The 12,736-nt window shown below is 41.2% G+C and carries 10 protein-coding genes, 2 tRNA genes and 1 pseudogene; 1 reads left to right on the forward strand and 12 read right to left on the reverse strand.

What is annotated here, in order from left to right; translation table 11 throughout:
- Positions 1-21: 21 nt before the first annotated feature.
- Both OCI93_RS02265 and OCI93_RS02270 read right to left on the reverse strand, forming a co-directional pair.
- The gene (locus OCI93_RS02265) at positions 22-1,038 is read right to left on the reverse strand and encodes a hypothetical protein (protein WP_261625666.1); all 1,017 of its coding nucleotides are present in this window, start codon (positions 1,036-1,038) and stop codon (positions 22-24) included.
- A gap of 155 nt (positions 1,039-1,193) precedes the next feature.
- Positions 1,194-2,069 (reverse strand): hypothetical protein, encoded by an 876-nt coding sequence (locus tag OCI93_RS02270; RefSeq protein ID WP_261625667.1) that lies wholly within the window; start codon positions 2,067-2,069, stop codon positions 1,194-1,196.
- Positions 2,070-2,352: 283 nt separating this feature from the next.
- On the opposite strand from OCI93_RS02270, the pseudogene OCI93_RS02280 reads away from it, so the two are divergent.
- A pseudogene (locus tag OCI93_RS02280) lies at positions 2,353-3,323 on the forward strand (integron integrase).
- A 175-nt stretch (positions 3,324-3,498) separates the two neighbouring features.
- Here OCI93_RS02280 and nth read toward each other — a convergent pair.
- The 10 genes from nth to OCI93_RS02330 all read right to left on the reverse strand — a co-directional run bounded on the left by nth (position 3,499) and on the right by OCI93_RS02330 (position 12,718).
- Complete coding sequence (gene nth / locus OCI93_RS02285) at positions 3,499-4,131, reverse strand: endonuclease III (protein WP_261625669.1); 633 nt, start codon at positions 4,129-4,131, stop codon at positions 3,499-3,501.
- A 16-nt stretch (positions 4,132-4,147) separates the two neighbouring features.
- Positions 4,148-4,846 (reverse strand): electron transport complex subunit E, encoded by a 699-nt coding sequence (locus tag OCI93_RS02290; protein WP_261625670.1) that lies wholly within the window; start codon positions 4,844-4,846, stop codon positions 4,148-4,150.
- Entirely contained in the window at positions 4,843-5,481 is a 639-nt protein-coding gene (rsxG, locus tag OCI93_RS02295) for an electron transport complex subunit RsxG (RefSeq protein ID WP_261591774.1), read from the reverse strand. The genes OCI93_RS02290 and rsxG overlap by 4 nt, the downstream gene beginning before the upstream one ends.
- Positions 5,478-6,536: an electron transport complex subunit RsxD gene (rsxD, locus tag OCI93_RS02300; protein ID WP_261625671.1), complete on the reverse strand. Its 1,059-nt coding sequence runs from the start codon at positions 6,534-6,536 to the stop codon at positions 5,478-5,480. Before rsxD ends, rsxG begins: the two co-directional genes overlap by 4 nt.
- Positions 6,533-9,124 (reverse strand): electron transport complex subunit RsxC, encoded by a 2,592-nt coding sequence (gene rsxC / locus OCI93_RS02305; RefSeq protein WP_261625672.1) that lies wholly within the window; start codon positions 9,122-9,124, stop codon positions 6,533-6,535. The genes rsxD and rsxC overlap by 4 nt, the downstream gene beginning before the upstream one ends.
- Before the next feature lie 9 nt (positions 9,125-9,133).
- On the reverse strand, positions 9,134-9,688 hold the full coding sequence (rsxB, locus tag OCI93_RS02310) for an electron transport complex subunit RsxB (RefSeq protein WP_261591777.1): 555 nt from the start codon (positions 9,686-9,688) through the stop codon (positions 9,134-9,136).
- Between the two features lie 2 nt (positions 9,689-9,690).
- Positions 9,691-10,272, reverse strand: a complete 582-nt coding sequence (gene rsxA / locus OCI93_RS02315; protein WP_261625673.1) for an electron transport complex subunit RsxA — start codon at positions 10,270-10,272, stop codon at positions 9,691-9,693.
- 195 nt (positions 10,273-10,467) lie between these two features.
- The gene (locus OCI93_RS02320) at positions 10,468-12,411 is read right to left on the reverse strand and encodes an EAL domain-containing protein (protein ID WP_261591778.1); all 1,944 of its coding nucleotides are present in this window, start codon (positions 12,409-12,411) and stop codon (positions 10,468-10,470) included.
- Between the two features lie 125 nt (positions 12,412-12,536).
- Positions 12,537-12,613: transfer RNA gene (locus tag OCI93_RS02325), tRNA-Asn, on the reverse strand.
- Between the two features lie 28 nt (positions 12,614-12,641).
- Positions 12,642-12,718, reverse strand: a tRNA-Asn gene (locus OCI93_RS02330).
- Positions 12,719-12,736: the final 18 nt, after the last annotated feature.

Consider the following 12,736-nt stretch of genomic DNA (forward strand, 5'->3'; position numbering starts at 1 on the left):
ACAGTCCGTTGCTGCTGCTTGTTAGCATTTTTCTTCCTCAGCTGACCAATCAAAACGGCTAACCGAGTAGCCTTCAGGAGAAAACTTTGTATTAAAAAATAGGTTCTTTTGGCTAAGAGTAAATAATCTTTCAATTACAGGGATAAATTTCTCATGGCTACATTTATTATTCTTGATATCATAGTCAGCTAACGTCCCTGCAAAGAGATCTGGAACTCTGTTAAAAGGGTCATACCAAACACTTCCTTCGTCATTACTTTCAGGTACACCCAGTACCAGTTTGTTTTTTGAATCTATATTCTCAGAGTTACAGAAAAGAAAGTAAAGATGATGAACAATATCAAAAATTATAGGGCTTTTTATTTTGGATGCTTTATAGGAGAGCAAGCTATCACGATCTGAAAACCATCCGATAGTTTCTATCTTTGTTAGTTTTGTAATTTCAAACAAAATGTAAGCAGCCAAAGAAGATAAGATATCAATGTCTCTAAAAATCTTTAAGTTGGCCCCTTTTTTTCTTACCTCTTGTAATAAAACCTTTATCTTTTTTATTAGCTCAAGATAGTGTTCCTTACCCTCAGGTGTTGTTAAACACCATTTTTCTAATTGAGCTATCATCATTTCAAATCTTTTTGAATGATATTCAACCTCATCGATATGTAATTTTCTTTTTCTATCTAACACCACTGAAATTGTAAAAATTGGAGCATTTTCTAAAAAATCAATAAATTCACTGTTTACTTTTCGAATACTTTTTAAATCATTTGGCGCCAACTTCTTTAAAACATTCGAATATTTATCAAACTCTAGAACGTATGGAACCAATGAAAATGTAATAACATCATTTTTCTTAGACTTATCGTACAGTGCATAATCTGAGAAGATCATCCACTTTTCTACACTATGATCTTTTACAAAACATTCAAAGTCTTTTCTACAGCTTTTGTAAAACGTTTGGTTAAACGAATCTAGGAACCAGTGCACTGTAAAACCTAATTCTTCGGAACCATCACTTTCGTTAAATTGACTAAAGTCCAAATTTACTCCTTGAGATGCTAACGCCGCATTAAGGTGTGAGCAACGCTACCACAAAACCTAATCATAACACCGTAAACACTAAACCCAACGATGGAATGAAAAATGCTAAGCGTTGGGAATCACTCTTAAATGCTTTGTTATAAGCGTATTTGAATTTATCGTGGAGGTAACACAGTGTAAAGAATATCTAATTCATCGTCCTTGTCACCCAGTTTATGCCAAGCCTTGTTTGAAGTAACTTTACACACAATTAAGAATTTTTGACTCACTTGTTTCTCAGTCAATTTGATTTCCACGCTCTTGCCTGTAGGATTTTTTTCATACCAAGGAGTATTTGAACTCCACTCAATAGAATACTCATCTTCGTCAAAAGATTGATCAATTTCAACTTCGATTCTTAAAGTGTCGCCTACGTTTAGGTAACGGTTAGGATCTTCATTAAAGAAAACCCAAATATTATTATCATCATTACCTCTCAAGTGGTGACCAGATTTAGAGTTTCCCACTGAGTCCCTGATAGAAAGTACTGTAGGAACGTTAAAATCTTTTTGCATATTTATTTCTCTATAATATTCCTTTAGAGAGTCTATAACATCATTTGAGTAGCATAGAATTTGCTCTGCTTGACGCACAGATATTGGGTTTGCATGGGCTAAATTATTTCTTGGTTCAGAGATTCGCTTAAGAAATGTCTTTGCCTCATTACAACCATTAGGAAATGCACATTTAAAAGCTTTTGAAAAATGTTCTGTATAAAGCCTTGGGTTAGTCACAATTGATATTGCGTCATCTAGTAAGATCGCATCGATTAACCTCGAGTATCTATCTGGCTCTCTTTGCTTTCTTTGAACTGCAGATTCAGTAATTGATTTTTTTATTATGTAGTTACCTTTTTCATCAGTATAATGGAAATAATCACCAAACTCATTACTCAAAGTATCATCAATTAATCGTCGCAACCAATGTTCTAGTGTTGTTAATTTATGCTTACAACCACTCTCAATTTCTTCAAATGTAAATTTATTTAACATCTACAGTATACTCGCGAAAAATTCTATTATACCTACAGCTAGAGGTGCTGTATAAGCTTATAACAATTTTATAGTGCGCGCGTCGCGCACCTTTCTGCTGATGTCACGCTCATGTATTAATAAATCTATTTTTAACAAATAACGTAATGTATTGCCAACTATAATTTTTATTGACGCTAAAGAGGTTCAGAAAAAAGAAAGTGCGCTCGTCGCTCATTTTCTTGAATATGGGAGCACAACAACTAAGCTGTATATTTATACAGCTTTTTGTGTTGGTGATGACATGAAAACACGCTCTCCATTTTTAAATTATATCGCTGATTATATGTTGGTACGTCAGTACTCATTACGTACCGTGGATATGTACTTAAAATGGATTGCATCTTATATCCATTTTCATGATAAGCGCCACCTTGCCTCAATGGGAGACAATGAAGTCGAACGCTATCTAGAGTATTTAGTTTTAAAACAAAACGTTGCACCACGAACGCAAGCCACGGCACTCAATTCATTGTCATTTCTATACAAGCACATAATAAAAAAGAGCTGTCGTTAAACTTAAATTTTGCCCGCAGTAAAAAACAAGCAAAACTACCTGTAGTTATGACGCCAGAAGAAGTTAAGCTGCTTATGACTCATTTAAATAAGCGTTATTACCTTATTGCAGCCCTTATGTACGGAAGTGGTTTAAGAGTAATGGAAGCGGTGCAATTAAGAGTGAAAGATATTGATTTTTATTACAAGTGTATTCAAGAATGGAATGGCAAAGGTAATAAACACCGTATTGTAACGCTGGCCACCGAGTTAATAGCTATGCTGAGAAATCAAATTCTGCATGTTGATGACTATCTAAAACTTGATTTAAATAATCCGGAATATGCTGGCGTATGGATGCCATATGCTTTAACAAAAAAATACCCCTTAGCCTCAAAATCACTCGCGTGGCAGTATTTATTTGCCTCTCATATATTAAGTACAGATCCTCAAAGTGGTGAAATAAGACGACATCATTTTCATCACTCGTGTATAAGAAAAGAAATAAAAAAAGCCGTTCAAAAATCGGGATTAACAAAAATAATAACACCGCATACCTTGCGTCATTCATTTGCAACGCATCTATTGCAAAGTGGCGCCGATATTCGCACCGTTCAAGCACAATTGGGCCATTCTGATGTCAAAACCACACAAATATATACGCATGTTTTGCAGCAGGGAGCGAACTGTGTTGTAAGCCCATTAAGCAAAATTTTCTAGTTAAGAAAAATGCGTTAGCGGAACGTCCGCTTTGTAGAATAAAGCCAATAGTATCAAACGACTTAAACCGTCTCTTGCTCGCTCAAAGTCGCCATTAGAGCATTTACATTAACTTATTTTGGGGCAAATTCGAGTTAGTGCCGAATGTCTACAAATGGCACAAAGCAGGCTTTGATTACTCAGTCTTGTCTTTAAACTCACACAAGTCTTCAATCAGGCAAGAACCGCATTTTGGTTTACGGGCGGTACAGGTATAACGACCATGCAGAATAAGCCAGTGGTGTACGTCGACTTTAAATTCTGCAGGCACCACCTTTTCGAGCTTTTTCTCAACCTCTACCACATTTTTACCCATGGCAAACTTGGTACGGTTCGATACGCGGTCTATGTGGGTGTCTACCGCGATGGTAGGCCAGCCAAAAGCGGTATTAAGCACAACATTAGCGGTTTTTCTGCCAACCCCTGGGAGCGCTTCGAGGGCTTCGCGGTTTTCGGGTACAATAGAGTTGTGTTGTTCAACTAATATATGGCACATTTTATAAACATTATTGGCTTTTGAATTAAATAAACCAATGGTTTTTATATAATCCCTTAATCCTTCTAAACCAAGATCTATGATTTGTTGTGGCGTGTTAGCAACTGGAAATAATTTTCGGGTGGCTTTGTTTACGCCCACATCAGTGGCTTGAGCGGATAGGGTAACTGCAACTAACAATTCAAAAGGTGATGAATACTCAAGCTCGGTCTCTGGATGAGGATTGTCATCTCGCAGTCGGGTGAGTATTTCTATACGTTTTTGTTTGTTCATAGCGGTATCTTATTGTTTACGTTAAGCTAGTTACACGGGCGCGTGGCGCTTTTTCAGATTCGGTACTTGGTGCTGATTTGGCTTTAATTTGCGCATCTATTACGTTTTTAGCGGCAATTAATAAACCCATTCCTAAGAATGCACCGGGTGGTAAAATCGCCACTAAAAATTGGCTATCAAACTCAAAAATTTCAATGCGTAAGTTAGCAGCCCAAGGGCCTAACAATAAATCCGCACCATCAAATAGGGTTCCTTGGCCAATTAGCTCGCGCATGGTGCCAAGTACCACCAATACGATAGCAAAACCCAATCCCATCATAACACCATCCCATGCGCTCAGTAGTGCATTGTTCTTTGAAGCAAACGCTTCGGCGCGTCCGATAATGGCGCAGTTAGTGACAATCAAAGGGATAAAAATACCCAAAGATTGATATAGACCAAAGGTATAAGCATTCATCAAAAGTTGGATAATGGTAACAAATGCAGCGATGATCATTACAAAGACTGGGATACGAATGTCTTTAGGCACCCAGTTTCTAACTAAAGACACCGTTATATTTGAGCCCACGAGAACCAATAGTGTGGCAATACCAAGCCCAAGAGCATTCGTAATTGTGCTGGTAACTGCGAGTAAAGGGCATAGGCCTAATAGCTGCACAAGGGCAGGGTTATTAACCCACATACCTTCTTTAAATAAGGTTTTTACTTGGCTCATAGCGTATCTCCATTACAAACGTTGTCAGCTGCAAATAAGGCGGTAAAGTTTTGTTGGGTATACATAACGGCTTGTTTGACAGACCCTACAACTGCGCGGGGAGTGATAGTGGCACCGGTAAATTGGTCAAACTGACCACCGTCTTTTTTTACCGCGAACTGCTTGGCACTATCTTTGTGTATATTCATACCATTAAATGACAGTATCCAAGCTGATTTGGTCAGCTCAACTTTGTCACCAAGACCGGGCGTTTCTTCGTGGCGAGTGACACGTACACCCGTAATACTGCCATCAGACTTAATGGCTGTTAAAATATCAATATTACCGCTGTAACCCTTAGGTGTGACGTGGCGAACTAGTAAAGCGGATGGTTCGCCAGTTTTCGTGGCGCGATAGATAATGTGTGGACTTCCCGGACCAAGCTCTGGTGCATTGCTGGTGGTGCAATCTAGATACAGTAAATTATCATACTCATCAGCTGGTAATACTTGCCCAAGCTGTTGCATCAGGTGTTGTTTTTCTTGCACTGCAATACGTTCTGCGGTTATTGACTGAACGAGCGCTACACTCCCCGTTGTTGCCAAAGCAAAGGCAGTTAAAAGTGCGCCATTACGGTACATAGATTGCGCTATCATTTTGTTGCTCCATGGCCATACGTTCTGGGTTGCGTGTAGTGATCAATTAACGGCACAGTCATATTCATGATAAGTACGGCAAAGGCGACAGCATCAGGATAGCCGCCAAAGCTACGGATAAGGTATACCAGTAAGCCAATGCAAGCGCCATAAATTAACCTACCGTGATTGGTGGTTGAGGCAGATACTGGGTCTGTGGCAATAAAAAATGCACCTAACATGGTGGCACCGCTGAGTAAATGAAAGACACTGCCAGCTTGACTTCCTGGTGCAATTATAAACCCGATAGCTGCACAAAGTGCTAAGCTGCCCAACATGGCCAGCGGAATATGCCAATTAATTACTTTGGCTTTTAATAAAAATATGCCGCCAACTAAATAAGCTATATTTACCCAAGCCCAGCCAATACCGGCAAGTTCATCAAACTGTTTGCCAGACATAGCTTCAGTAACAGTTAGGTTTTGCGATACTGCTGTTTTAACTGTATCTAGAGGGGTCGCCATGGTGGTGCCATCAACAGTGACCATTGCGCTGATAAGGCTTTGTTTCGCAGTATTCGCTTCTAAAAAAATTAATGATAGCGTATCAATAAGGCCTATAGGCTGCGCTATTAGTTCGCTCGGCATTGTCCAACTGGTCATTTGCACTGGGAACGATATAAGCAGTAACACATAAGCGGCCATCGCTGGGTTAAACAAATTAAAACCCAGCCCACCATACAATTGTTTAACCATAGCAATGGCAAATAGGGTGCCAATGACGATGATCCACCAAGGAGCCAGTGGTGGAATGCTAATAGCCAACAACACTGCGGTTAACCACGCGCTACCATCACTGAGGGTAGGCCAAATAGGGCGGTTGCGTATTTTTAGCATACACGCTTCGCTTAAGCTAGCAGTGACAAGTGCGATAAGCAATTGCACTATCACACCAAAACCGAAAAAATAACACTGTACGATAATGCCCGGTATACAGCATGCAGCCACAGTTAACATCAGCTTACTAACGTTTTTATGGTTGTGGTTATGGGGCGATGAGGCCATGGTTAGCTTCATGACGGATCATTTCCTTCTTGTTCTTTGGCTTGTTTTTTGGCTTTAGCTTTCGCTACAGCTGCCTTGATTGCTGCTTGGCGTTTTTGCTCTGGTGTGAGCTGTTCACTATCACTTTGTTCTGCTAGCGCGTTATCTATTTGCTTAAGCTCACTCATTGGCTGCGCTAAATCATCATTGGTGTTTGTAGCTTGAGCATTTTGTTCAGCCTGTTTCGCGGCTTTTTTAGCTTTGGCGCGGGCAATCGCGGCGGCAACGGCGGCTTTACGCGGGTCGTCGTTTTCGCTACTCGATTGCGCTTGCTCAGGCTCAACGTTGGATGTATTTTCTTCAACCTGTTTCGCGGCTTTTTTTGCTTTGGCGCGGGCAATCGCGGCGGCAACGGCGGCTTTACGCGGGTCGTCGTTTTCACTACTCGATTGTGCCTGCTCAGGCTCAATGTTGGGTGTGCTTTCTTCGGCCAGTTTCGCGGCTTTTTTCGCTTTGGCACGGGCAATCGCGGCGGCAACGGCGGCTTTACGCGGGTCGTCGTTTTCACTACTCGATTGTGCCTGCTCAGGCTCAATGCTCGATGTGTTTTCTTCGGCTTTTGCTGCTTTTTTAGCTTTGGCGCGAGCAATCGCGGCGGCAACGGCTGCTTTACGCGGGTCGTCGTTTTCGCTACTCGATTGTGCCTGCTCAGGCTCAATGCTCGATGTGTTTTCTTCGGCTTTTGCTGCTTTTTTAGCTTTGGCGCGAGCAATCGCGGCGGCAACGGCGGCTTTACGCGGGTCGTCGTTTTCGCTACTCGGTTGCGCCTGCTCAGGCTCAATGTTAGGTGTGCTTTCTTCGGCCAGTTTCGCGGCTTTTTTCGCTTTGGCACGGGCAATAGCCTGCGCTACCGCATCTTTTTTATCATCGGTATTTGCAGGAGTACCTTCAGTGCTTTGCTTTTGCTCTTTATACGAGCGAGCTTGCTCTTTGCGTTTGGCGCGCTCTTTCGCTACTTCGCTATTATCTGGCTCTAAACTGCCATCAGCAGCTTTTTTTGCTTTAGCACGTGCAATGGCTGCTTGTACGGCAGATTTATCACCTTGCTTTTGTTTAACTCTTTCTAGCGCGTCAGCAACCTTGGCTTTTTCTTTTTCTGGTTTAGTGACTCTTGATGCGCCTCGTTTGTGCCTATTTTGACGTTCTTGTTGTTCTTGTTCTAATCGGTCTTTTCGTGCTTCAAAGCGCTCTTTAGCACGTTCAGCTTTTATTTGGTCTAGTTTTTGTTCTCGAATTTCTGCTTTGGCAACGCGGTAATATTGTACTAAAGGAATTTCACTCGGGCAAACGTAAGAGCAAGCGCCGCATTCGATACAGTCAAATAGGTTATATTCTTCAAGCTTCTCGAAATCTTTGCTTTTAGCAAACCATTGTAACTGCTGTGGCAATAATGTTTGTGGGCAAGCATCTGCACATGCACTACAACGAATACAGGCTTTTTCATCACCAGGCTCTACCAGTTCTCGGTTGTCTGGGGCTAAAATACAGTTGGTGGTTTTGATGACTGGAATACGAACTGTGGGTAAGGTAAAGCCCATCATCGGACCGCCCATTATTACGCGTTGCTCAGCAACTGGAGTAAAGCCTTGGCTATCAAGCAGGTGCTTAATTTCAGAACCAATCAGCGCCCATACGTTTTGTGGTTTATCAATTGTATTACCCGTAACGGTGACCACGCGTTCAATCAACGGTTTGCCTTTATTTACCGCTTCACTTACTGCAAATAAAGTACCTACATTCTGCACTAATACACCAATGTCAGCAGGAATACCGCTACTTGGTACTTCTTTTGAAGTCAGAACGCGGATCAGTTGTTTTTCTCCGCCAGAAGGATACTTAGTAGGAATAGTACGTACTAAAATAGCGCTATTGTGTTCACAAGCGCGTGCCATCGCTGCAATAGCTTGTGGTTTGTTGTCCTCAATACCTACTAACACACGTTGTGGTTTTAATAGTTGCTGCATTATCTCAATGCCTTGCACTATCTCGGTTGCGTGTTCTTGCATTAACAAATCGTCGGCGGTGATATATGGTTCACATTCCACACCATTAACTATCAAGTATTCAATAGGTTGGTGGCTATCTGCTTTGATATAAGTTGGAAAGCCTGCGCCTCCCATACCTGCAATGCCAGCGCTATGTAAAATATCAACTAACTGTTTGTGGGTCAGTTGCGTAATATCGTCAACGGGTGTTAAATCACACCACATATCATTACCGTCTGGCGCTATAATAATGCTTAACTCTGGTAAAGCCGATGGGTGCGAAGAAGGCGCAGATGTAATATCCAATATTTTGCCAGATGTTGGCGCGTGAACTGGCAAAGACCAATTTGCACTGGGCTTTGTAAGCGGCTGACCCTTGAGTATTTTATCACCCTTATTGACAAGTAATTGGCCATTGGCACCAATATGCTGTTTAAGGGGGAGTACAATTTTATCTGGTAGTGGCAGTCGAGCAATAGGCAATTGATTTGACAATGACTTCTGTTCAGGTGGGTGCACACCGCCTGGAAACTGCCACAGGGTGCCACGTTCGATTTGTTCAACTAACGAGTCCACTTAAACCTCTTAATCTATTTGTTTCACGGCAATGGCATCTAATTGCCATTTCCAAGTTTGTTTGGTTTGCTCAACAGGCAGCATATCAATGCAGTCAACAGGGCATGGCTCTACGCATAAATCACAACCAGTGCATTCATCATCAATTACGGTATGCATTTGTCGAGTGGCGCCAACAATGGCATCAACAGGGCAGGCCTGAATGCACTTTGTGCAGCCAATACATTCATCTTCGCGAATGTACGCAACTGTTTTGACAGGTTCGGCTTCTTCGCCACCGGCTAAAGGTTTTGCCTCCACGCCCATTAAATCAGCGAGTTTTTTAACGGTAGCTTCACCGCCGGGCGGGCATTTGTTAACTTCATCACCATTGGCAATTGCTTCGGCATATGGGCGACAGCCAGGATAACCGCATTGGCCGCATTGTGTTTGCGGTAAAATGGCGTCCACTTGGTCAACAATGGGGTTACTTTCAACACGGTATTTTACTGCGGCATATCCCAGTATTAGGCCAAATATCAGCGCTAATGAGCCCAACGCAATTAAAGCATAAAACAAAGTCATTATTATAATTTCACTAATCCAGAAAAGCCCATAAAGGCCAGTGACATCAAGCCTGCGGTGATCATGGCTATAGAAGCACCCTTAAATGGAGTAGGTACGTCAGCAGCAGCCAAACGTTCACGCATAGCGGCAAACAGCACTAAAACTAAAGAAAAACCAACCGCGGCGCCAAAACCATATACGGCTGAGCCTATAAAAGTGTGATCTTTTTTGATATTAAGTAATGCAACACCTAGTACTGCGCAGTTGGTGGTGATTAATGGTAAAAAAATCCCCAATAATCGATATAGCGTCGGGCTAGTTTTTCGCACTACCATCTCGGTGAACTGAACAACAACTGCGATTACGAGAATAAAGCTCATAGTTCTTAAAAAAGTAAGCTCAAGTGGCAACAAGATGTATTGGTTGACTAAATAACTGGTAACAGAGGCCAAAGTTAGTACAAATGTGGTTGCCAGTGACATGCCCACAGCAGTATCTAATTTTCCAGACACGCCCATAAACGGACATAGCCCCAAAAATTGCACCAGTACGAAGTTGTTTACCAGCACAGTACTGATAAGCAACATAATATATTCAGTCATTACAGCCCCTATAGTGAAAAACTAAGGTGTGTTTTAGATGGCACTGATTTTAACAATTATGTCCACCAAGATCATAATAAAAATCAATGATTTTAAAAAACAGAACTAGGCTTAGTGCCTTAATTTGTTGACACCTTTGCAGTTAAACAAAATAAGGCCAAGAAATGGCCTTATTTTTTAGTGTTAGAACCTGTTTTAAATTTCTTTTGGTTTTTCTATATAGTAACCTTGCACGCCATCAAGACAAAGCGTTTCAACAATATGTTTTTCTTCTTGTGTTTCAACGCCTTCAGCAAAAACATTAACGCCAATGCGGTGTGCAAGGTCGACCATTAAGCGCATAAAGTATTGGTTGTTTTTATCTTCTTCTAGTCCGCGCGTGTAGCTGGCATCCATTTTTATAAAATCAGGCTTCAAGTCTCTGAAAAATTTAAATGAAGTCAAGCCAACACCAAATCGCTCAACGGTAATTCGTGCTCCAACACGGTGAATCATATCAATAAAGCGCTTACTCGCTTTGATATTTTGTTGTAAACCAAATTCACTGACCTCAAATACTAGTTTCGAAGCGATATTGGCATCTTTTAATAGTCGACGCTCTAGCCAAATCACAAATTGATCACTATGCGCACTTGATGCAGTAACATTAATACCAAAATACTTCTCTGTTAAGTTACGGGTTTTTATTAATTCAAGAGAGCTGTCAATTATCAAACGGTCAATATCAATGGCCATATCAAGCTTCTCAGCCATTGCTAAGAATGATGCTGTCGGTAGCATTTGGCTTTCTTCAGTTTTAAAACGCGCTTGAATTTCAGCGTATGCTTTGGTGTTCTTACCAACAGGCATGATATTTTGCATCATTAATGCAACGCGCTTAGAGCTAATAACTTCGCTAATTACTTTACGCCAGTTTTGGTTACCAAACCCCGCGCCTACATTATTCATTAGGTCAGACTCACGCTGCATATGCCATGCATTTGCTTGTTTGCTTTGTGCCATACTCATCGCGTTATCAACTACAGAAAGCAGCTCACCTAATGGTTTGCCCGTCTCATAGGGGACAATACCTGTGTTAGCGACAGAGCTTAGCTCTTGGTTTTGCTGAAATTGAGTAAATCGGGCTTGTAAGGTTTCGCCAAAAAGTTCAGCATCTTTTGAAGGTGCATTAGGTAAGATCACGGCAAAGTCAGAGCTATTCAAGCGAAATACTTGGCTCCCTGTATAGGTACCGCTGACATGTTTAATAATGTCAGATACTGCTTTAATATATTCATCCCCTTTTTGGTAACCACGAGTTTGATTGATTATCTGCAGCTCACTACAGCGAATCATCGCGAGACTACCAAAAGTCTTTTTTGCTACCGCTTCAATATTATGTTCGTAGTATTCAACAAACATATTACGGTTACCAAGACCAGTAATAACATCTTTATAGGCTTCTTGCTTAATACTTTGTGCAGCACTTTTGATATCGTGTTCTTTACTCTTTAAAAAATGTGCCAAGCGCTTAAATGAAGGGGTTAAGTCTGCGCCAAGTGATTGCATTTCTTCGGTATCAAATTCACTATCAATATTAGTTGAGTTTTGATTTCGAGTAATATACACGTCAACGGCATCTGCTACCGTTGTACTGACATTGCGTATGAGTCGTCGATAGATAGTACGCATGTAAAAAATAGGGATAAATGCTAGTAGGGCAGTGACAGCAAACGTTAGCAGCATAGCTTGTTGTAACATTTGGCCTTGGCTTTGGGCATTAATAACAAACTCTATTTTAATATCTTTGGCTTGATTTACTGAAAATTGCGGACGTACTGCATTAATATTCGACTCGATCAGGCTGCTCAAAATAGGTAATGAACGAGGTTGGTTAATATTGAGAATTGTTTCACCATTAAAGTCACGGACAATAAAGGTAGAGAATACTTTTCCATCAGCCAGAGCTGTTTGAATATGCTCAGGGGTAACATCAGCAATTGTTTTATCGTGTATGTACTGCGTAACCATTGATTGTGCACTTTGTTGAGCTTTGCTGACAGCTGCGTCAAAGCTTGATGCAAAAAATAGTACGCCTAAAAGTGAAAAGACTAACCATGAAAAAAATTGTAATAGTATGAGTTTTTTGAAACTAGCCATTATCCAGCCATTATTTTTAATCTATCAACGAGGGAAGAAAAGTTGCATTAAATCAAATTTTTGTTTTTATTTATGCTGTTGTAGAGTAGTCGAAAAGTGCTTGCATGTCTATTGAAATGTCATATTGGCTCCCCCTCCCCGACTCGAACGGGGGACCTGCGGATTAACAGTCCGTCGCTCTAACCAACTGAGCTAAGGGGGAACAATATAATTATAGAGAGTCTGTAATGTGGCTCCCCCTCCCCGACTCGAACGGGGGACCTGCGGATTAACAGTCCGTCGCTCTAACCAACTGAGCTAAGGGGGAACGATTACATTAACGATT

This window comes from Pseudoalteromonas holothuriae, from assembly GCF_945859825.1.
Classification (GTDB): Bacteria; Pseudomonadota; Gammaproteobacteria; order Enterobacterales; family Alteromonadaceae; genus Pseudoalteromonas; species Pseudoalteromonas holothuriae.